General features: G+C 47.3%; 16 protein-coding genes. 10 read left to right on the plus strand and 6 right to left on the minus strand.

Annotation, left to right across the window (positions count from 1 at the left end):
* Window positions 1–118: 118 nt before the first annotated feature.
* The 6 genes from ubiG to UM402_RS07115 all read left to right on the plus strand — a co-directional run bounded on the left by ubiG (window position 119) and on the right by UM402_RS07115 (window position 5,938).
* Window positions 119–850, plus strand: coding sequence for a bifunctional 2-polyprenyl-6-hydroxyphenol methylase/3-demethylubiquinol 3-O-methyltransferase UbiG (gene ubiG / locus UM402_RS07090; RefSeq protein WP_058579129.1), 732 nt, complete (start codon window positions 119–121; stop codon window positions 848–850).
* Window positions 851–853: 3 nt separating this feature from the next.
* A complete protein-coding gene (locus UM402_RS07095; RefSeq protein ID WP_058579128.1) occupies window positions 854–1,540 on the plus strand; it encodes an HAD family hydrolase in 687 nt (228 codons plus the stop codon).
* Between the two features lie 270 nt (window positions 1,541–1,810).
* Window positions 1,811–4,141: a class 1a ribonucleoside-diphosphate reductase subunit alpha gene (gene nrdA / locus UM402_RS07100; RefSeq protein ID WP_053953808.1), complete on the plus strand. Its 2,331-nt coding sequence runs from the start codon at window positions 1,811–1,813 to the stop codon at window positions 4,139–4,141.
* A gap of 17 nt (window positions 4,142–4,158) precedes the next feature.
* A complete protein-coding gene (gene nrdB / locus UM402_RS07105) occupies window positions 4,159–5,292 on the plus strand; it encodes a class Ia ribonucleoside-diphosphate reductase subunit beta (protein ID WP_053953809.1) in 1,134 nt (377 codons plus the stop codon).
* 3 nt (window positions 5,293–5,295) lie between these two features.
* Window positions 5,296–5,556: a class I ribonucleotide reductase maintenance protein YfaE gene (gene yfaE, locus UM402_RS07110; RefSeq protein ID WP_058579127.1), complete on the plus strand. Its 261-nt coding sequence runs from the start codon at window positions 5,296–5,298 to the stop codon at window positions 5,554–5,556.
* A gap of 115 nt (window positions 5,557–5,671) precedes the next feature.
* Window positions 5,672–5,938: a GrxA family glutaredoxin gene (locus tag UM402_RS07115; RefSeq protein ID WP_053953811.1), complete on the plus strand. Its 267-nt coding sequence runs from the start codon at window positions 5,672–5,674 to the stop codon at window positions 5,936–5,938.
* 35 nt (window positions 5,939–5,973) lie between these two features.
* Here UM402_RS07115 and hrpA read toward each other — a convergent pair whose 3' ends face one another.
* Window positions 5,974–9,897, minus strand: a complete 3,924-nt coding sequence (gene hrpA, locus UM402_RS07120; RefSeq protein WP_058579126.1) for an ATP-dependent RNA helicase HrpA — start codon at window positions 9,895–9,897, stop codon at window positions 5,974–5,976.
* Between the two features lie 11 nt (window positions 9,898–9,908).
* A complete protein-coding gene (locus UM402_RS07125; RefSeq protein ID WP_058579125.1) occupies window positions 9,909–10,940 on the minus strand; it encodes an isoaspartyl peptidase/L-asparaginase family protein in 1,032 nt (343 codons plus the stop codon).
* A gap of 89 nt (window positions 10,941–11,029) precedes the next feature.
* Here UM402_RS07125 and UM402_RS07130 point away from each other — a divergent pair, with 89 nt between their 5' ends.
* From UM402_RS07130 to UM402_RS07140, 3 genes are all read left to right on the plus strand, one after another.
* Window positions 11,030–11,269 (plus strand): hypothetical protein, encoded by a 240-nt coding sequence (locus UM402_RS07130; RefSeq protein ID WP_058579124.1) that lies wholly within the window; start codon window positions 11,030–11,032, stop codon window positions 11,267–11,269.
* A 92-nt stretch (window positions 11,270–11,361) separates the two neighbouring features.
* Window positions 11,362–12,801, plus strand: a complete 1,440-nt coding sequence (gene sbcB / locus UM402_RS07135) for an exodeoxyribonuclease I (protein ID WP_322295271.1) — start codon at window positions 11,362–11,364, stop codon at window positions 12,799–12,801.
* Window positions 12,779–14,413, plus strand: a complete 1,635-nt coding sequence (locus UM402_RS07140) for a GMC family oxidoreductase (RefSeq protein WP_322295272.1) — start codon at window positions 12,779–12,781, stop codon at window positions 14,411–14,413. Before sbcB ends, UM402_RS07140 begins: the two co-directional genes overlap by 23 nt.
* 30 nt (window positions 14,414–14,443) lie before the next feature.
* Here the strand turns inward: UM402_RS07140 and UM402_RS07145 are convergent, their stop codons facing one another.
* Both UM402_RS07145 and UM402_RS07150 read right to left on the minus strand, forming a co-directional pair.
* Window positions 14,444–16,777, minus strand: coding sequence for an efflux RND transporter permease subunit (locus UM402_RS07145; RefSeq protein ID WP_058579071.1), 2,334 nt, complete (start codon window positions 16,775–16,777; stop codon window positions 14,444–14,446).
* A gap of 2 nt (window positions 16,778–16,779) precedes the next feature.
* A complete protein-coding gene (locus UM402_RS07150) occupies window positions 16,780–17,955 on the minus strand; it encodes a WD40/YVTN/BNR-like repeat-containing protein (protein ID WP_058579070.1) in 1,176 nt (391 codons plus the stop codon).
* 162 nt (window positions 17,956–18,117) lie between these two features.
* On the opposite strand from UM402_RS07150, the gene UM402_RS07155 reads away from it, so the two are divergent.
* The gene (locus UM402_RS07155; protein ID WP_058579069.1) at window positions 18,118–19,467 is read left to right on the plus strand and encodes a DUF1329 domain-containing protein; all 1,350 of its coding nucleotides are present in this window, start codon (window positions 18,118–18,120) and stop codon (window positions 19,465–19,467) included.
* Window positions 19,468–19,584: 117 nt separating this feature from the next.
* Here UM402_RS07155 and UM402_RS07160 read toward each other — a convergent pair whose 3' ends face one another.
* Window positions 19,585–20,454, minus strand: coding sequence for an NAD(P)-dependent oxidoreductase (locus UM402_RS07160; protein WP_058579068.1), 870 nt, complete (start codon window positions 20,452–20,454; stop codon window positions 19,585–19,587).
* Entirely contained in the window at window positions 20,451–21,230 is a 780-nt protein-coding gene (locus UM402_RS07165) for a methyltransferase domain-containing protein (protein WP_058579067.1), read from the minus strand. Before UM402_RS07165 ends, UM402_RS07160 begins: the two co-directional genes overlap by 4 nt.
* Window position 21,231: the final 1 nt, after the last annotated feature.

The raw sequence follows: 21,231 nt of genomic DNA on the forward strand, positions 1-21,231 counted from the left end.
CTTTGTTATTTTGATGCAGTCATTGTACCCATCCGAAACGAGTCTCGCACCCTCTTTTTCTTATTCTTTAGCTAGGGTAGACTAGCCGCGTTATTTATCGCTCACAACAGTGCACTCCATGACACAAGAAAACAAAAATACTGAACAAAAAAACGTCGATTTAGAAGAGATCGCTAAGTTCTCTGCCCTCGCCTCGCGTTGGTGGGACCCGGAAGGCGAATTCAAACCGTTGCACCAAATTAACCCGGTTCGGCTGTCTTTTATTGAGCAACACGCCAATGGATTATTTGGAAAAAACATTCTTGATGTCGGTTGTGGTGGTGGTCTGCTAAGTGAAGCCATGGCCGAGCGCGGCGCTAAAGTTACCGGTATCGACTTAGCCGAAGAGTCTTTAAAAATAGCGCGCCTACATGCACTAGAAAGCGAAGTCTCTGTTGATTACCAATGTGTCGCCGTAGAAAATCACGCAGCCGACCATAAAGGTCAGTATGACGCAGTTACCTGTTTGGAAATGCTGGAACACGTGCCCGACCCTGCCTCTATAGTTAAGGCATGCGCAGAAGCGGTTAAACCCGGCGGCTTGGTGTTTTTCTCAACCCTAAACCGTAACGTTAAGTCCTGGCTGCTGGGCATTTTGGCTGCTGAACATATACTTGGTTGGGTGCCCAAAGGCACACACCAGCATCAGCGTTTTATTAAGCCGTCAGAGCTCTTCCGCATGACCGATGAAGCCGGGCTTAACGAGGTTGATATTAATGGATTAATTTTCCATCCATTAAAAGGGTTCACTCTGTCGAATACCGATATCGATGTGAATTACATTACTGTTTTACAAAAGCCTCTGAAGTAGCTCATGACGAATTTCGCACAGACCCCCAAGCTTCCCGAAGGCGTGCTGTTCGATCTTGACGGCACCTTGCTGAACACCGCCCCTGATCTTGGAGCCGCACTCAACAATGTGTGCGCTTTATACGGGAAAGAACCTGTTCATGAAGACACCTATACGCCTGTTGCTTCACATGGCTCCAGAGGCTTATTGAAACTGGCTTTTTCAAAAGAACTGGAAACCCATGAAAATGAGTTAAGAAAGGCTTTCTTAGACGCCTACTCGAACAGCATTGCCGCTAAGACCCATGTTTACGAAGGTGTTGTACCGCTACTGAATGCTCTAATTCAAGCACAAATAAAAGTGGCCATTGTTACCAACAAACCTAAGCAGTTGACCCAAGAGTTGCTGCCTAGCTTTCCCGAGTTTGATGTCTTTGAATCAGTTGTCTGCGGGGACACTTTGAGTGTATCAAAACCCGACCCTGCACCTTTACTGCTGGCAGCAGAACAGCTGGGAGTTAACCCTACAAGCTGTATCTACGTGGGTGACGCTGAACGTGATATTCAGGCTGGCCGCAATGCTGCAATGACAACGGTACTGGCTCATTATGGGTATATTAGCGACAGCGACTCACCCGCTGACTGGAAGGCCGACTACGGCATCAGCACACCGCTTGAGTTGCTGAATATTATTGGGCTACCGCAACCTTGATCTATTAACCCATTTTTAAAGACAAAAAAGTTATAAAAAGCCGAGGTCCTCGCAAACTCACGTCTATTAAAGGCTAGAAAAAAATCAACAATTAAACGCTAATTTTCTTTTGTATTTCTAGAGAATTTAACTTGATCAAAGTCTGACTAAGACCTAGCATACTGAAAAACCAAAGACACTAGATATTGTGTGAATTTCACTCTGTATAACTAATGACCACAATATCTTGTGGCTACATCTCTATAACAAAAAGCTAAGAGTCGGCGCAAAATGAACGAGCAACTGTATGTCACCAAACGTAGCGGCGAACGTGAACCGCTCAACTTAGATAAAATCCATCGAGTCATCATGTGGGCAGCAGAAGGTCTGCATAATGTTTCCGCTTCTCAAGTCGAAATTAAGTCTCATATTCAGTTTTATGATGGCATTAAAACCGAAGATATCCACGAGACCATCATCAAAGCTGCGGCGGATTTAATCTCTGAAGACGCTCCGGACTATCAGTACATGGCAGCCCGTTTGGCCATTTTCCATTTACGCAAACGCGCTTATGGAAAGTTTGAGCCACCTCGTTTATTTGATCACGTCAAGAAAATGGTGGCAGAGCACCGTTATGACGAGCACTTGCTGGAAGACTTCAGCGAAGCTGAGTTCGACCAAATGGATGAGATTGTCGACCACTGGCGCGACATGAACTTCTCATACGCAGCGGTCAAGCAGCTTGAGAATAAATACCTGGTTCAAAACCGTGTGACAGGCGATATTTATGAAAGCGCCCAGTTCTTGTACATTTTAGTTGCAGCCTGCTTGTTCGCGAACTACCCAAAAGCAACGCGCATGGATTACATCAAGCGCTTCTATGATGCGACGTCTGAGTTTAAAATTTCACTACCAACGCCAATTATGTCCGGCGTTCGTACACCAACGCGTCAGTTCAGCTCATGTGTATTAATTGAAACTGGCGACAGCCTGGACTCTATCAACGCCACCGCCAGCGCCATTGTGAAATACGTTTCTCAACGCGCTGGTATTGGCATTAATGCCGGTCGCATTCGTGCGCTTGGTAGCCCAATTCGAAACGGTGAAGCGTTTCATACCGGTTGTATTCCATTCTACAAATACTTCCAGACTGCGGTTAAAAGCTGTTCGCAAGGCGGTGTTCGTGGTGGCGCGGCAACCCTCTTCTATCCATTGTGGCATTTAGAAGTAGAAAGCTTGCTGGTACTTAAGAACAACCGTGGTGTTGAAGAAAACCGTGTTCGTCATTTGGACTACGGTGTTCAATTTAACCGCTTAATGTATCAGCGCTTAGTTAAAGACGACTACATTACCCTATTCAGTCCGTCTGACGTGCCTGGCCTGTATGACGCTTTCTTTGAAGATCAAGAGAAGTTCGAGCAGCTGTACGTTCAGTACGAGCAAGACGAAAGTATTCGTAAAAAACGCATTAAAGCCATTGAACTATTCAGCCTGTTTATGCAGGAGCGTGCCAGCACCGGTCGTATTTACGTACAAAACGTTGACCACTGCAATACGCATAGCCCGTTTGACTCGAAAGTTGCGCCTATTCGTCAAAGCAATCTGTGTCTGGAAATTGCTCTGCCAACTAAGCCGTTACAGCACGTCAACGACGAAGAAGGTGAAATTGCACTATGTACCCTGTCAGCATTCAACCTGGGGAAAATTAACGACCTGGGCGAGTTTGAAGAGCTGGCTGACTTAGCCGTTCGCGCTCTGGATAGCCTACTCGACTATCAGGAGTATCCGGTACCTGCGGCTTACAACGCAACTATGAATCGTCGTACTCTGGGTATTGGTGTCATTAACTTCGCTTATTACCTGGCTAAGCACGGTGTTAAATACTCTGACGGCTCGGCAAACAGTCTGGTTCACAAGACCTTTGAGGCTATCCAGTTTTACCTGATGAAAGCCTCAATGAACCTGGCGAAAGAAAAAGGTGCATGTCCGAAGTTTAACGAGACCACCTATTCACAAGGTATTATGCCAACAGACACTTACAAGAAAGACCTGGACGCTGTCTGTAATGAACCATTGCACCTGGATTGGGATCAGCTGCGCGCCGACATCAAACAGCACGGTATGCGCAACTCTACCCTGTCAGCGTTAATGCCATCTGAAACGTCGTCGCAAATTTCAAATGCGACCAATGGTATCGAGCCACCGCGTGGCTTTGTCAGCGTAAAAGCGTCTAAAGACGGCGTTACTAAGCAGGTAGTGCCTGACTACGAGACGCTTAAGGATAAGTACGAGCTACTGTGGCAAATTCCGAGCAACAAAGGCTACCTAGAGTTGGTGGGCATTATGCAGAAGTTTGTCGACCAAACTATTTCTGCCAACACCAACTACGATCCAAGCAAATTTGACGCTGGCAAAGTGCCTATGAAGCAGCTCTTACAAGACCTGCTAACGTCATACAAGCTGGGCGTTAAGACACTTTATTATCACAACACGCGCGACGGTGCAGCCGATAACCAGTCTGATATCGCGGCACGTCAACAATCAGAAAAGCCTGGTGCACAGCCATCTGAAGTCATCATCGAAGAAGATGACGATTGTGCCGGCGGCGCTTGTAAAATTTAAAAGAAGGATTTTGCGAAATGTCGTACTCAACGTTTAACCAGGAACAAACGAATCCGTTAACCGAGCCTATGTTTTTAGGTAACTCGGTTAACGTGGCTCGATACGATCAACAAAAGCACAGCATTTTTGAAAAGCTTATAGAAAAACAAATTAGCTTTTTCTGGCGCCCTGAAGAAATTGACGTAAGCCGCGACCGAGTCGACTTTAATAAACTCACTGACAGTGAAAAGCACGTGTTTATTTCAAACCTGAAGTACCAAACACTGCTGGACTCTATTCAGGGCCGCTCACCGAATATTGCGCTGTTGCCCATTGTATCCATTCCAGAGCTTGAAACCTGGATTGAGACCTGGTCATTCTTTGAGACCATTCACTCACGCTCGTACACGCATATTCTGCGTAACTTGTTTACTGACCCGAGCGAAGTGTTTGAAGACATTGTTATTAACGAGCAAATTAAAATTCGTGCGAACGATATTTCACAATACTACGACGACCTTATTTTCTACACCCAGCTGTGGCAAACCCACGGCGAAGGTGAAGTAACGGTCGACGGTGAAACATACAATGTGACTCAGCGCGAAATTAAAAAGAAACTGTTCTTGTGCATTAACTCGGTGAACGCACTGGAAGCCATTCGCTTCTACGTCAGTTTCGCTTGTACATTTGCCTTTGCAGAGCGCGAGCTGATGGAAGGTAACGCCAAAATCATTAAGCTGATTGCGCGTGACGAAAACGTCCATTTAACCTCAACTCAGCATATTCTGAACCTTTGGCAATACGGTGAAGATGACCCGGAAATGAAAGAAATTGCCGAAGAGCTGCGTGACGAAGCTTATGAAATTTTCATGACCGCAGTGAAACAGGAAAAGCAGTGGGCTCACTACCTGTTCAAAGACGGTTCAATGATTGGCCTAAACGAGAGTATGTTATGCCAGTACGTTGAGTACATAGCCAACTTACGTATGCAGGCTATTGGCTTTGATGCCCCGTTCGAAAATATGCGCTCTAACCCATTACCGTGGATGAACAAGTACTTAGTTTCGGACAACGTACAGGTCGCCCCTCAGGAAGCGGAAATTACCTCTTACCTGGTTGGCCAGATAGACAGTGAAGTTAATGCCTCTGATCTTGGGGACTTTGACCTCTAAGCCATGACTAAAACCTTTAAAGTCATCGTTAACGGCGGGCCTGAGCTTGCCCTTGACGCGACTGAAGGAACCCTGCTCGAAGCGCTGGAAAAACACCAGCTGGAAATGCACTACCATTGTCGTAGTGGATTTTGTGGTGCATGCAGGACTAAACTAAATTCTGGTCAAGTACGTTATACCACTGAGCCGTTAGCTTACGTTCGAAAAGGTGACATTCTGCCCTGTTGTTGCGTGCCAGAGTCTGACTTAGATATTGAGCACTAGCACCGAGCGTATTGGCTATTCACAGAATCGATTACAGTCATCGGTAAGACCCATTTGTTTTTATGACTAAAAAATGGATAATTCCCGGTAACACTGATTAAGGAAGAGGTATTTCATGTTTACAGTAATTTTTGGACGTCCTGGTTGCCCGTTCTGCGTACGCGCAAAAGAAGTTGCCGATCAATTAAAAGCAGACCGCGATGACTTCGATTATCGCTACGTTGATATTCACGCAGAAGGTATTTCTAAAGCGGACTTAGAAAAAACCGTTGGTAAGCCGGTACACACAGTACCTCAAATATTTGTCGACGAGTCACACGTTGGCGGCTTCACTGAGTTTGAAGCATACGCAAAAGAGAACTTAGGCTTGTACACGGCTTAATGTTGTAAGTGTTAGCGTAAGAAAGGCGGCTTATTTCAGCCGCCTTTTTTGATCGCCTCTATTGCCTGCTTCACTCGCTTCTCAGACACCGGATACTTTGTTCCTAACGTCTGAGCAAAGAACGAAACTCTCAGCTCTTCTATCATCCAGCGAACTTCAGCCACATCTTCAGGAATCAAAGCGCCGGTTTGATAACGTTTTAAGACCGCACTATAGGCTTCCTGTAAATTACTGAGCGCTATGGTCATTAAGCGATCTTTATTGGGATCCACCGGCAGTTTTTCCAAACGACGTTGCATGGCTTTTAAGTAGCGCACAATATCGTCGAGCCGGTGTTCACCAAACCTCGAGACAAAGCCCGGAAAAATTAAGTTATCCAGTTGGTCCTGAATGTCACCTCGCGACTGAATTTGATCGAGCGGAATTTTACCTTTCAGCGCTTTGCGAACATCCTGCGAATGTGTCAGACATTGCTCAACCCTAAGAGCTATCTGTTCAACTCGTTCGTTCAATTCGCCTCGTACTTGCTCTTTTAAGCGCTCAAAGCCTTGTTCGTCTCTTAGCTTATTTCCCGCTTCAAGTTGTTCGTTAATCACCGCATCAACCGCTGCGGCAATACAGTCTTCAATTAGAGTTTCTACCTTACCCCAGGGATTAAAGTACATCGCCAGTTTCGCTTTATTCGATAGCGACTTTTGCAAATGCTTTACTGGTGATGGAATTTGCTTTAACAACAGTCGACGCAAGCCCTGTCGGTGCTGCTGTTCGGCCTCCTCTTTCGAGTCAAACAACTGCAACGCAATCTCACGGCTACCTTTAATCGCTAAGCCAGGATAAGCCTTAATTTCAAATCCCTGTTGTGCTTCTGTCACCACCTCCGGCAAATCGTCAAAGTCCCAGGTTTCAACGTCATCGCGGCTGATATCATCACCGGCAGCCTTTTCCAGACGTTGCTGAACCTTACCAGACAGCTCGTCCTGCAACTGTTGTAGATCTCTGCCCTGCTTTACGAGCTTTTTACCGTCTAAAACTTTAAAGTTCATGCGTAAATGCACTGGCAAACTGCTTTCGTCCCAGCTGCCATCCGGCACGGTTACACCCGTCATACGGCGCAGTTTGTGTGTCATTGCCTCTAACAACGACGTTTCAAAGGGCTCAACGTCGGCCATTATGGCGCCAGCAAAATTAGGGGCAGGCACAAAGTTTCTGCGCAACGCTTTTGGTAGTGACTTAATTAAATGGGCAATGCGCTCTTCGCGTAATGCCGGTATATGCCAATCAAAGCCTTCTGGTTTTACCTGATTCAACACACCTAATTGAATATTGACGCTCACCCCATCATCAACCGCATTGGGCTCAAAGTGATAAGTTAGCGGCAAACGCAAGTTACCCTGTCGCCAGAACTCCGGATAATCGTTTTCGGTAATGTGCTCAGTCTCACCGGCAATGAGATCATCTCGTTCAAAAAACAATAGTTTAGGCTCTTTTTTGGCGGCTTTATGCCACCAGCCGGCTAACAGCTTTTCGTTATAAATGCCTTCCGGTATGTGCCGTTCATACGCTTCAAAAAGGACTTCCTCGTCCACCAGGATATCGCGGCGGCGCGACTTGGCTTCCAGAGCCTGAACATCTTGAATCAGTTTCAAGTTGTGTTGAATAAACGGCAACTTACGTTGCAATTGACTGTTCACTAAGCCTTCGCGTATAAATATCTCACGCGCCTTAGCCGGCGCGACCGGTCCGTATTGCACACGTCGTTTAGGCACCAGTACCAGACCCAACATAGTGACTTGCTCGTCTGCCACCACACTGCCTTTTTTCTTCTCAAAGTGTGGCTCTAAATAGCTTTTCTTCACCAAATGAGAAGCCGCTTCCTCCACCCATAATGGGTCTATATCAGCATTAATCCGCGCATACAGCTTCGAGGTTTCGACAAGCTCAGCGGTAACCACCCATTTAGGCGGTTTGCCAAAAAGCCCGGAGCCCGGAAAAATATGAAATTTAGTTTGTCGCGTGCCCTGATATTCATGCCGGTCTTCTTTCATACCCACTTGCGACAGCAAGCCGGAAATGAGCGCGCGATGCACCTGCTCATAAGTCGCCGGCTCTTCATTAATCGAAAAACCCAGTTCCCGCACCGTCTGCCGACTTTGTGTGTAAATGTCCTGCCACTCTCGCAGCCGCATAAAATGAATAAACTCGCGCGCCACTTGCTTGCGAAACTGATTACCTGACAGCTCTTTTTGCTTGTCTTTTATGTAATTCCACAGGTTGAGGTACGCCATGAAATCGGAATGTTTATCGTGGAAGCGCTGATGCCACTCATCGGCTTTTTGTTTAAACTCGTGCGGGCGCTCACGCGGATCCTGTATGCTTAACGCTGCTGTTATCACCAGCATTTCCCGTACACAGCCATACTGCTTGGCGGCCAACACCATTCGCGCCAACCGAGGGTCTAACGGTAAACGAGAAAGCTGCCGGCCTATTTCAGTTAGCCTCGGCTTTTCCCGCTTTTTACCCGGCTCTATGGCGTTAAGCTCTTCCAGCAAATTCAAACCGTCTTTAACAAAGCGTTCATCCGGTTTTTGTACAAACGGAAAGTCTCGAATATCGCCGAGACGCAACGCCGACATTTGCAAAATAACGGCCGCTAAATTCGTCCGTAGTATTTCCGGGTCGGTATATTCCGGGCGCTGTAAAAAATCGTCCTCACTGTACAAGCGAATACAAATGCCCGGCCCGATACGTCCACAGCGGCCTTTACGCTGATTCGCGCTCGCCTGCGTAATTGGCTCAATCGGCAAACGCTGGACTTTCGTCCGATAACTGTAACGACTAATACGTACTGTTCCCGGGTCAATAACATAGCGAATGCCCGGTACCGTCAGTGATGTTTCAGCAACGTTTGTCGCAATAACAACGCGGCGCTGAGAATGTGACTGAAACACTCGGTTTTGTTCGTGAGAAGACAGCCGTGCGTATAGCGGCAATATTTCCGTATTTCTCAGTTTTAAATCGGCAATAGCGTCGGCGTAGTCGCGAATTTCCCGCTCACCGCTCGCAAAAATGAGAATGTCACCGTCCCCTTCACTCTGCAGTTCCTCTACTGCATCGCAAACGCCTTGCAAAATATCCGTTTCAGACGTCTTATTGCCTTCTGACGGATCGCGATAACGCACTTCCACCGGGTAAGTCCGACCGCTAACCGTTAATACCGGTGCATCATGAAAGTGCTTAGAAAAACGCTCGGTTTCAATAGTTGCTGAGGTAATAACAACTTTTAAATCCGGACGTTTGGGCAGCAAGGTGTGTAAAACACCCAGCAAAAAGTCGATATTTAACGAGCGTTCGTGCGCTTCATCGATAATAATAGCGTCGTATTGCAGTAATAACGGATCCTGCTGCAGCTCGGAAAGCAGCATGCCGTCCGTCATTAGCTTAATAGCAGTAGTCGGTGCCGTTTCATCCTGAAAGCGAATTTTGTAACCGACTTGTTGTTTAGCGTAGTCCTGAAGCTCTTCACCAATGCGCTTGGCAACACTTCGGGCCGCCAAGCGACGTGGCTGCGTATGGCCAATAACACCTTTGCGGCCATAGCCAAGCTCCAGCAGCATTTTCGGTAACTGAGTCGTTTTACCAGACCCGGTTTCACCCGCGACAACAACCACCTGGTTGTCCTCAATGGCCTTTTTAATATCGTCTCGCTGCTGCGCAACCGGCAGGTTTTCAGGGTATTCAATATGAAAAGACTGCTCAGAGCGCTGTAAGTAATTCAGCTCCGCCTGCTCAATGTCTGCCTTAATGGCTCTGAGCACTTTTTGCTGCTTATTTTCATCCTTTATTTTCACCAGCCCACGCAAACGACCGCGCAGTTGCGCGGCCTTTTGGTACGTACATTGCTCTAATTGAGACTGATATTTTTTAACGAAAGGGTTGGTATTCGTTTTGTTACGACTCATAAACTCCGAACTTATTCTTCCTCGTTATAAATAGCAATGTGCGTGTCACCGTCACCTTTAAAGTAACCGCGGTACATTCCTTCGGTATTGAACGGCATTGCCACGTTGCCGTCGGCGTCGATAATAATCACGCCACCAGTGCCACCTGCTTGCTCCAGCACGCCATGAATGACATCGTCGCCAGCCTCACTGACCGACAGGCCTTTGTATTTAACCCGCGAACAGATATCTGCCGCCACGTGAAAGCGAATAAAATACTCACCGTGTCCAGTAGCGGATACCGCACAACTGTCGTTGTCCGCCCAAGTGCCAGCGCCAATAATGGGTGAATCGCCTATTCTACCATAACGTTTCGCCGTCATGCCGCCTGTTGACGTACCGGCGCTTAATAGTCCGTTTTTATCAACCGCAACAGCGCCAACCGTGCCATATTTATAATCTAAATCGAGATATTCCCAGGCTTGCTGTTCTGGCTGCTCACTGGCTTTAATCTTTTTTTTGGCTTTTAACAGCTGTTGATAACGACGTTCAGTATTAAAATAGCTGTTATCAACCTGCTCTAAACCTTGTTGCTTAGCGAACTGCTCAGCCCCTTCGCCACTGAGCATGACGTGTACGGACTCTTCCATCACTTCACGTGCCAGTTCAATGGGACTTTTCACGGTTTTCACACCAGCCACCGCGCCGGCGTTACCCTTTTCGCCTTCCATTAATGACGCATCCAGCTCATGCTCACCGTCCCAGGTATATACAGCTCCTTTACCGGAGTTAAACAACGGCGACGCTTCCATCACTTGAATAGCCGCAATAACCGCAGTGGTGCTGTCACCACCGTCCTTCAATACTGCCCGGCCCGCTTCCAAAGCTTCGTTGAGTTTGTCTTTGTAAGCTTGCTCTTGTTCATCCGTTAAATTCGCACGCGTGATAGTACCGGCACCACCGTGAATTGCCATTGCGTATTCAACGCCGTGGTCATCCGCCTGCAGCGGCGCTGATCCAATCAGTGCGCCAGCCAGTACCGATAAGAGAAGTGTTTTTTTCATAACTAATATCCCCTGCTTTTTATTGTATTTCGTCTAGTCTTATTAGAGGGGATAAACACGCATTTAGCAATGCGATTGATGGAGGGATTATGCCAACTTATCGTGTTAACTATGAGCACATTGGCTCGAAAGGCGACATTACCGTTGAAGTACCAACCGAAGCCGCGTCAGGCGACCAGCAGCAACTAGAAGATGCCATTGCCCGTCGCGTAGGCGAACGCGTGCTGCCACACGCTGAGCTTGCCTTTCGTCATGACGACAACAGAACACTGACAGAAAAATTGAAGAAAGCTTACGACTTAATTATTAAGAGGTATGAGCGGGTTTAAAGCGCTGTTTCGATAACCCAGGCTCAATAAGTGACTGAATTTAGTGTCGAGCTCATGCTATAGTTTTTCTTTTATGCAGCGCAGCTTAGGTTATGGCACAAAACGAACAAGAGACTTTTTACTGGCACGATTATGAGACTTGGGGGGCTAACCCGCTGGTTGACCGTCCGGCGCAATTTGCAGGGCTTCGCACCGACACTGATTTTAATGTGGTTGGCCGCCCATTAACGCTTTATGTTCAGCCCACGCCTGACTTTCTGCCGAACCCTGAGGCAACCTTAGTTACCGGAATAACGCCGCAGCTCGCATTAAAGCAAGGTGTTAGTGAGGCAGCGTTCAGCAAAGCCATTGCCGAAGAGTTTCAAAAGCCCAACACCACCATTATTGGTTACAACAATATTCGTTTTGACGACGAAGTAACCCGCTCCCTGTTCTATCGCAACTTCTATGACCCTTATGAATACAGCTGGCAAAATGGCAACTCACGATGGGACTTAATTGACGTAACCCGAGCCTGCTTCGCATTGCGTCCTGAAGGTATTAACTGGCCGGATAATGATGATGGTCAGCCCAGCCTGAAACTCGAACACTTAAGTGTGGCGAATAACATTGAACACGGCCAGGCGCACGATGCAATGTCCGATGTTTACGCCACCATTGGTCTGGCTAAACTCATTAAAGAAAAGCAGCCAAAGTTATGGCAGTGGGCGTATAGTATTCGCCGTAAGCAAAAGCTGCTTAACCTTTTTAACTGGCAAGCACCCGAGCCTCTAGCACACGTCAGCGGCTTTTACGGCACCGTAAACCGGTATTTGTCCGCCATATTGCCACTGGGCTTTCATCCTAAGCAAAACAGTAACGTCATAGCCTGGGACTTGCGCATTGATCCTAAGCTCTTTGCCGATAAGTCGGTCGATGAACTCGTTGAACTGACTTACACCAGCCGCAAAGAGCTGGAAGCTCAAGGGCAGCAAAAAAGTGGTCTACAAAACATTCATTTAGGCCGTAGTCCGTTTCTTGCGCCTATTAAAACAATCTCTGAGGATGCTTCTGCACGAGCTGACCTCAATATGGAAACCGTAGCTGCCAATGCGCAGTGGCTGCAGGAAAACAGTGCGTTCAGAGACAAGTTAATGCAAGTGTTCGAGCAAACCAAAGAGTTTGCCCCAAGGACCGATGTTGACCACCAAATTTACGACGGATTTTTCTCGCCGCAAGACAAAAAGCACATGGAAATTATTCGAGCGTCCGAGCCGCAACAATTAGCTGGGTTAGATTTAGCCTTTGAAGACCCGCGTATGGAAAAGCTACTGCTGAGATACCGTGCTCGTAACTATCCGTCGACATTAACGGACAAAGAGCTGAACCAATGGCGTCAATTTTGTCAGCAACGCCTTATTGATCCTCCGGAAGGTATGCTCTCTGCGGACGCTTTTGCGCTGCGCCTGGAAGAGCTGGCTAACCAGCATCAGGAAGACGCCCACAAATTGCGTCTTTTAAAGTCACTGTATGACTATGTCTCTTCGCTCTAATACAGAAGAGTCTTTCGACTATATTATTGTCGGTGCCGGCTCTGCCGGCTGTACACTGGCCAATAGGCTTACTGAAAGCGGTAAACACAGCGTTTTGTTATTAGAGGCCGGAGCATCGCATGGTGGGCTGTTTTCTGACATGCCATCGGGTTTTGCCCGCTTTATGCACAGTCGCAAATTTAACTGGCTGTATCGCGCTGAAAACGAGCCGCATTTAACCACGTCTAAAGGCAGCTATACGCCGCGCGGAAAAATGCTGGGTGGCAGCAGTGGTATCAATGCCATGATATACACTCGCGGTCTTGCATCAGACTATGATCACTGGGCCGCCTTAGGCAACAGCGGCTGGAGTTATAAAGACTTACTGCCCTACTTCATCAAAAGTGAAAACAACAGTCGTGGAGCTAACGCTTATCATGGAGCTGAAGGTCCGTTACATGTTTCTGATGTCGCGCCTTATTACTCGGTTTCCACGCAATTTTTAAATGCCTGTGGGGAATACGGTTTACCCGAAAACCCTGACTTTAGCGGAAAACAGTTAGAAGGCTACGGCCCTTATCAGTTCACTATGAAAAATGGTAAGCGATGCAGCACCTACCACGCTTACCTTAAACCTGCCTTGCATCGCCCCAACCTCAGAGTATTGACCGGATGCCTGACTGAACGTGTTTTGTTCTGTGGAAAAACCGCCACCGGCATTCGTTATCAACACTCGGGCCGTTCTTGTATCGCCAAAGCAAGTAAAGAAGTCATTTTAAGCGCTGGCGCCTTTAATTCGCCGCAGATTCTACTGCGCTCGGGTATTGGCCCGGCGGGTGAATTGAAGCATGCAGGCATTAACGTCGTTCATGACTTACCCGGTGTGGGCAAGAACTTGCAAGAGCATGTTGATATTAGCCTGCACTACAAAAACAAAGCCAAAGATGGACTGACCCTGACCCCCTGGAATTTACTGAAGCTCTCAGTGCCTTTCATAAAGTACCTGTTTACTCGAAAAGGTCAGCTCGCTCACTCAATTGCAGAAGTCGGTGCTTTTTATTGTTCGTCAAATGCGGTTAAAGAGCCCGATATACAAGTGCACCTACTACCGGTCATGTTCAACGATAGCGGTTATGACTGGTTACCCACGCTAACCAATGGGTTCACTTGTCACGTCTGTCTGCTACGTCCAACGGCTCGCGGTATGGTTCAGTTAAACCCAGATAATCCAATGGACAAGCCTCAAATCACTTATGGCTTTTTAAGAAGCAAAGAAGACCAACAGGCGCTGTTAAACGGTATAAAAAAAGCCTTTGAAATAATGGCGCAACCGGCGCTCAAAAAACATAATGGTGGGCGCTTGTTTCCAACTGAAAATGCGACAAACGACTCGCTACTACTCGAGGAAATAAAGTCGAAAACGGGGCTTATTTACCATCCGGTAGGCACCTGCAAAATGGGACCCGACAGCGACTCACAAGCGGTTGTCGATGCGTCACTGAAAGTACGGGGGCTTGAGAATTTACGTGTAATAGATGCCTCAATTATGCCCACCGTTATTAGCGGTAACACCAACGCACCTACTATCGCTATTGCAGAAAAAGGCGCCGACTTAATAAAAGCCGACGCCTAGTTTTTACCGTCATTTACCGGTTAACAGCAGTTATTTCTCGTTCTTACTGCCAACCCGGAATAAACGTGCCAGTGCCGGAATAAGAATAAGCGCGCCCAACATATTCCAGAGGAACATAAAGGTCAGCAATATGCCCATATCCGCCTGGAACTTAATTGGCGAGAATATCCAGGTTGCGACACCTATGGCCAGCGTTAGGCCGGTGAAGCCAACCGCTTTACCCGTGCTATCCAACGAGTATTTATAAGTGTCATGCAGCGACATACCCTGCTGTAAGCCCTCTTTCACCTTGCTGTAAATATAAATGCCGTAGTCGACACCAATACCAACACCCAGGGCAATAACCGGCAAAGTAGCCACTTTAATACCAATACCCAGCACCGCCATTAAGCCTTGGCTCATTACAGTCGTAAAGGCAAGAGGTAAGATAATACAAGCAACCGCTCGTAAACTGCGGAAACTAATGAAGCACAGCACAATAACGACACCATAAACCCACAACAACATTTTATTCTGGGCTTTTTCAATAACGGAGTTCGTTGCCGCTTCAATACCGGAATTACCGGCAGCCATTAGTAGATCAAGACCTTCCTGCTGGTAGCGACCATTAAAGCTTTCCACAGAGTCTACGACCGTTTGCAGCGTTTTGGCTTTGTGATCATCCAGGTAAATGATGATTGGTGCCATTGAGCAGTCGTTATTAATTAAACCATCTGGAATGCGGCTTAATGAGGCGTTAATAACATACTTGTTGCGGTTAAGACTGAACCACTTCAAGTTCCCCTCATTAATACCGAACATGCCCATTTTTGACACGTAGACGACTGATTTAACGTCTTGCACACCTGGAGTGTTCTCCATGTGCCAGCTGAAGCGCTCCATTAGCTCTAAGTTGTCGTAAGCAATGCATTGCTCTGGGGCTGAAGCCGCCATAACAACAAAAATATCAGTACTTGAGCTGTAGTTGTCGACAATAAAGGCGTTGTCCTGATTGTAACGACTGTCAGGACGTAATTCCGGAGCCCCTTTGTCCAGGTCACCAATTTCCATGTTCTGGCTGTTTATTAAGCCCCAGGCCAACATCGCTAATGCAACCGCTACTGCGGAATACGCCCACTTGGGTTGGGTAAACTTGGAGAACAGCTCAAATATTGGATGACGCTCGCCTTCAATGCGTTTCTCATACTCCACACCATTTTTTGAGGTGCCCAGGTATGACATAAGAATAGGTAACAAGCCGAGGTTGGTCAGAACCACAACTGCCACACCAATACTGGCGGCAATGGCCAGCTCTCTAATGACTTCGATATCAATGACCATTAACGTGGTAAAGCCAATAGCATCACTGGCAAGCGCCGTTAAGCCCGCCACGTACAAGCCGCGAAACGCCAGTTTGGCTGACTCAAGCTTGTCGAAGCCTGCAACTCTATTATGGCTAATGGCATTGATGACCTGAACACCGTGCGAGACCCCTATTGCAAAGACCAGGAACGGCACCAGCATGGAGTACGGGTTAATACCACTACCAATAAGCTTAATAATACCCAGCTGCCAAAGTACTGCGATAATAGAGCAGCCTAGTACCGTGAAAGTGCTACGCCAGCAACGGCTGTAGGCATATAGCATGGCTAACGTAATAGCGATGGCCAGCAAGAAGAACAAACCGACCTGCTCAGCGCCCTCGATAAGGTCACCAATTAACTTAGCAAACCCCGTAATGTGAATACCGATATCATCGCTTTGGTATTTGTCGCGAACCAAGGTCTCCAGCTTTTCTGAAAACTCCTGATAGTCCAGCTTCTCGCCTGTTTCAGGGTGAACTTCGTCAAGCGGAACATAAATAATAGTGGACTCAAAGTTATTCGCCACCAAGTTGCCCACTTCGCCAGAGCGCAGTACGTTTGTACGCAGCTGTTCTAACGACTGCTCACTGCCGTCATAGCCGTCAGGAATAACCGGGCCACCCACAAAGCCTTCTTCTGTTACTTCCATCCAGCGAACATTAGGGGTCCACAGACTTCTCAGCCCTGAACGGTTAACACCAGGAATAAAAAAGACTTCGTCAGTTATTTCCTGAAGTTCTTGCTGGAATTCGGCGTCAAAAATATCGCCGTTTTTGTGCTCAACAGCAATACGGACCACGTTGCCCAAGCTGGCTAAGTCATCCTGATACTCAAAGTAGTTTTGAATAAACGGATGATGCGTTGGAATCATCTTGGTCAGGCTTGCGTCCGGGCGCACCTGAGCGGCGTTGTAACCCAGAAAAACAGTGATCAGTAAAAAGATGACCAGCCAGGGCGCTCGAAAACCAAAAAGTAACTTCTCAATAATTCCCGCCGGCTTTTTTGATATTGGATTATCCATTGTTACTGCGCTCCTTGTTGAGATGCCAACGCTTCTTCTTCGGTGACTTTAGCGGGCCAGTGTAATAGACCACTGCGTCCTGTCATGAGCCATTCGCCGTCATTGACCACAACAATATCAGTCATTACCGAGCCGCTGGGGTGTCTTAACAATTCAACGTTAAGAGCTGCATCCACTTTTAAAATGGTTCCAGAGTGGCCAACGATTAGTTGTTCTCCTGAGTCTGTTGCTACACCAGCCGATAAGTTCACGCGAGTACCGGTTTCTATTTGCTCAAATGACTGTCCTTTGTCTTCCGACACATAAGCGTTGCCACGCAAGCCATACACCCATAAGTTATTGGCATTATCTAAGTGCGCCCCAAACAAGGAGCCTCGATACGGTGATTCTAAGCGCATCCAGTCTTCTCCGCTATTCTCACTACTAAACAGCAAGCCCGCCTCTCCAACAATGAAGAAGTCACTGTTGCGAGCAATAATCGCATTTAAATGGTAACCACCCGGGTTTTCCAGCTTGTCAGAAATAACCTGCCAGTTAGCACCACCGTCAGCGGTTTTTAAGAAGGTGCCATAAGCTCCTATTGCGAAAGCTGTTTGCTCATCTACCGCTAAAATATCCAAAAACGGTTTGCTTGGGCCTTCTTCTTCAGCAACTTCAATATTGCTGATTTGGAATTGCATTTCTTCTAGCTGCCATTCAAGTTCGCTGATAACCTCTTTATCTTCTTCGGTTTCCAGACGCTCTTGAAGAGTAGCTACTTTTTTCTGGTAAAACGCTTTTTCCAGCTCCATTAACTGAAAGCCGTCCAGTTGACGCGTCCAAGTCTGACCGCCGTCTTCAGTTGTTAAAATAACGCCGTGATGTCCGGTCGCCCAGCCCTTTTCTGCGCTCGCAAAGTCCACACTGGTAATTAATACGCTGCTATCCACATTGGCCTGTATCCAGCTACCGCTCTCTTCCTGACGAATCACATTACCGTGTGCGCCAACAGCAACCAATTGTTGACCATTTGATGCGATTTCAATGAGAACTTCTCTTTCTATTTCATCAGACGGCAGTGCCGGTGCACTGATAACTTCGTAATCAGTGTTTGTTGTTGTATTGCCATCCTGGGCATATACTGCGGTGCTAAACAACGCACCCAACAACAGCCCGAATTGGGCAAAAGACGAACGCATGGAACCTCCTGGGTACTCAAAATGTCATAGGATTGTATAAGCTCAAGATAATTTGAAAACCTTTTTTCGTTAATTTCGTGCTTTTTTTCGTTAAAGTGTTGCCTGAGAGGTCAGTCCTCTGGCAAAGTGATGTTGGAAAGTAGAACAACAAGGAAAATCATAATGAATAAACTGATGCTAAAAGCTGGCGTATTCGCCATGTCGGTGATTTCCGCGAGCGTTGCGGCTAAAGTATCACCTGAAGAAGCCGCACGGCTTGGTCAAGACTTAACACCAATTGGTGCTGAGAAAGCGGCAAATGCCGATGGTTCAATCCCTGCGTGGGACGGTGGTTACTCTGATAACTCCGTTGAAGTTGTTCGCGGTAACGACCCTTTCGCCAATGAAGAACCGTTATTTACTATTACTCACGACAACCTGGACGAATACAAAGACAACTTAACGCCAGGTCAAGTGGCTATGTTCGAGAAATACTCGAGCTACAAAATGCACGTTTACCCAACTCACCGTACAGCAACCTACCCGGATGAACTGTGGCCAAAAATTAAGTCAAACGCGGAAAACGCAGAAATGGCTGCCGGTGGTAACGGTTTAGAGAACTTTGATACCACCATTCCATTTCCTATTCCGGAAAACGGTCTGGAAGTGGTTTGGAACCACATTACTCGTTACCGTGGTGGCGCTGTGACTCGTAACATTGCGCAGTTCCCGGTACTTTCAAATGGCGACTATGTGACGGTAGAGCTGAAAGAAACTCTGGCGTTCCCTGAGTACCTTGAAACCGGTCGTCAGGAAGCCGATGACAACATTCTGTTTTATTTCATGCAGGAAGTTGAAGCGCCTTCTCGCTTAACCGGTACTGTTCTGTTGGTTCATGAAACCATTAACCAGGTAAAAGAAGGCCGCCGCGCATGGATTTACAACGCCGGTCAGCGCCGTGTCCGTCGTGCACCTAACGTCGCCTATGACGGTCCGGGTACAGCGGCAGATGGTCTGCGTACTTCAGATAACCTGGATATGTATAACGGTGCCCCAGACAAGTACAACTGGGAACTTAAGGGCAAAAAAGAAATTTATATCCCTTATAACAACTTTAAGATCATGAACCCTGAATTAAGCTATGAAGATATTATTCAGGCAGGTCACATGAACCAGGATCTTATCCGTTATGAAAAACACCGTGTTTGGGTTGTGGAAGGTAGCCTTAAAGAAGGCGAGCGTCACATCTACTCAAAACGCACAATGTACATTGACGAAGACAGCTGGACAGCTTCTATCATCGACCACTATGACGGTCGCGGTGAGCTATGGCGTGTTGGTGAAGCACTGAATACTCAGTTCTATAACAAGGACGTACCATGGATGGCTGCAGAAGCGCTGTACGACTTAGACTCTGGTCGTTATATCTCTCTTGGCTTGGGTAACGAAGAAAGCCCATACATGGAATGGGATATTGAAGTGAGCCGTGACGAGTTCACCACTAACGCCCTGCGTCGTAAAGGCTTTAGATAAGCCGATACTGGTGATAAACCACTAAAAAGGAGACTCATGCGAGTCTCCTTTTTTATTGCCAGGCGCTCTTTTTTGACATTTCACCTGATGCAGTAGCATCAGGCCACCGCGGTTAGATTATTTTTCCAGGCGGGCCAACAGGCTTGAAGTGTCCCAGCGGTTGCCACCCATTTTCTGAACATCGGCGTAGAACTGATCAACTAAGGCTGTTAACGGCATAGAAAGACCTTGTCTGTCGGCTTCGTTCAATGCAATTTTCAAGTCTTTGCGCATCCAGTCTACCGCAAAGCCATGCTCATATTCGTTATTCCACATTGTTTTATAACGGTTTTCCATTTGCCAGGAGCCAGCGGCGCCCTGGCTGATAGCCGCAATAAGTTTGTCCGGGTCTAACCCTACCTTGCGCGCAAACTGTAGACCTTCAGATAACCCTTGTACCACACCCGCAATACAAATTTGGTTTACCATTTTGGCTAACTGCCCGGCTCCCGCTTCACCCATCAGCTCACGCGTTTTGGTATAACACGCTAACGCGTCGCTAACTTCGTCAAAAGCAGACTGTTCGCCGCCGATCATAGCTGTCAGAACACCATTCTCTGCACCTGCCTGCCCGCCCGATACGGGCGCATCAAGGAACTGACCATCTTGCTTTTTCACAGCTTCGTTAAGTTCTCTGGCCAGCTCTGCTGACGCCGTCGTGTGATCAACCACAATGGCCCCACTTTTTAAACCACCTAAAATGCCATTGTCGCCATAGAACACGCTACGCACATCGTCATCGTTACCCACACAGACTAAAACAATATCCGCATTTTTCACCGCTTGTGCCGGTGTTGCACCATACCGCCCCTGATACTGTTCAACCCACGCTTTTGCTTTACTTTCAGTACGGTTATACACGCAGGTATCAAAGCCTTTCGTTTGCAAGTGTCCGGCCATTGGATAGCCCATAACACCTAAACCAATAAATGCGCACTGTGTTGTCATTGTTCGTTCTCCGGTTTCTTAATCAACCAATGTTGGTAGCGCCCTAAATCACGATAAGGCGGCTGCTGATTATATTTCAGTTCAATCGCCAGCAGTTCGTCAAAGCGCTGCTGATCATCCAGGTTTCTCAGATAGTCATGAAAACAGCGAACACCAGTTTTTTGAATAACCTTAAGCCCAAGCTCATTCAGCATGTTTTGAACCTCGTCCGGCACTAACGGATTCTGCGGACTTAGCCGTACTGTTTTCTTAACCTTTAACCCTCGTTCTATGTAATCAAAATTGCCGTAAATGGCATTAGCAAACAGCTTTGCATTGCGGTTATAGAACATAAGCGAGAGCGTACCACCCGGTGCTAATAACGTCTTTAACTGGGTTAACGCTGTCTCGGCATCTGGCATCCACTCCAAAACCGCATGGCAGAGCACTATTGGGAATTGGTCTTCATTACTTGCTAACGTCGCTAAATCGGCCGTTTGGTAGCGACAGTTATCGGCTAACCCTAGCTCTTTGTGGCGCAAGCGAGCGGCTTCAACCATCTCTTCTGAAATGTCAGTGTGCAAAACCTCGAAGCCTTTTTCCAGAAACCACTCATTGGCCTGCCCCAGCCCAGCACCAACATCCAGTACCCGACAAGGCTCGCCGTTTAATAGCGGTTGTAAGTCTTCCTTAAGAACCGCCATTCTCAAGCGGCCTTTCGTACTATCGTAAATGTTTTTCGAGAACTTTTTACTGATACCGCTAAAGTCGCCACGCGAGCGTTTTTCATTTTTCATT

Source organism: Idiomarina sp. OXR-189, assembly GCF_034373425.1.
Lineage (GTDB): Bacteria > Pseudomonadota > Gammaproteobacteria > Enterobacterales > Alteromonadaceae > Idiomarina > Idiomarina zobellii.